The 475-nt window shown below is 54.1% G+C and carries 1 protein-coding gene; it reads right to left on the bottom strand.

The window, feature by feature from the left end:
- Positions 1-287, bottom strand: a 287-nt coding sequence (locus AC1RO3_RS08585) for a hypothetical protein (RefSeq protein ID WP_481764015.1), incomplete at its 3' end; no start/stop codon positions are given.
- Positions 288-475: the final 188 nt, after the last annotated feature.

The following is a 475-nucleotide window of genomic DNA, read 5'->3' as shown; positions in this document are numbered from 1 at the left end:
GCAACGAAGCCGTCCGGTTTGTACAGATCAACCCATCTTTTTCGTTCTGCCAAGAATTCGGTGCGGGAGGGCCCGAACCGGGTCAAATCCGAAACGGGCTTTTCTAACACCGCATTGGCCATTACCTTTACTTTGCCGCTGGCGTTTACGGCCACCACCGCGATCCCGGTATTACTGGAACCCGGGTCTAGCGCCAGTACACGTTTCGTGTCCGGTGCCAAGCCCGAGGATTGCGGCAACACATAGGATTCGCGTGGCTTTTTAGCCTTTTTCGACCTTTTAGCCATGCTGAATACTCACTAAGTTCTAGTGCTCTAAAATTGAGAATTAGACTTTAGCGCTGTATCACCTGACGTACCGCACTATTGCCTCCTGAGCGACCTGCGAACCCCTGCATCGGCATGCTGGAACCACCGCCATAATTGAAGGCCCGGGCCTCAGAAAGGCGCTCCATGACGCGCGGATGGTGCACAAT

It is taken from the genome of Dellaglioa sp. CoH-57-MRSF-19 (assembly GCF_056781975.1).
The sequence above is the reverse complement of the archived record's forward strand: the minus strand, read 5'-3'. Positions and strand labels throughout refer to the sequence as shown.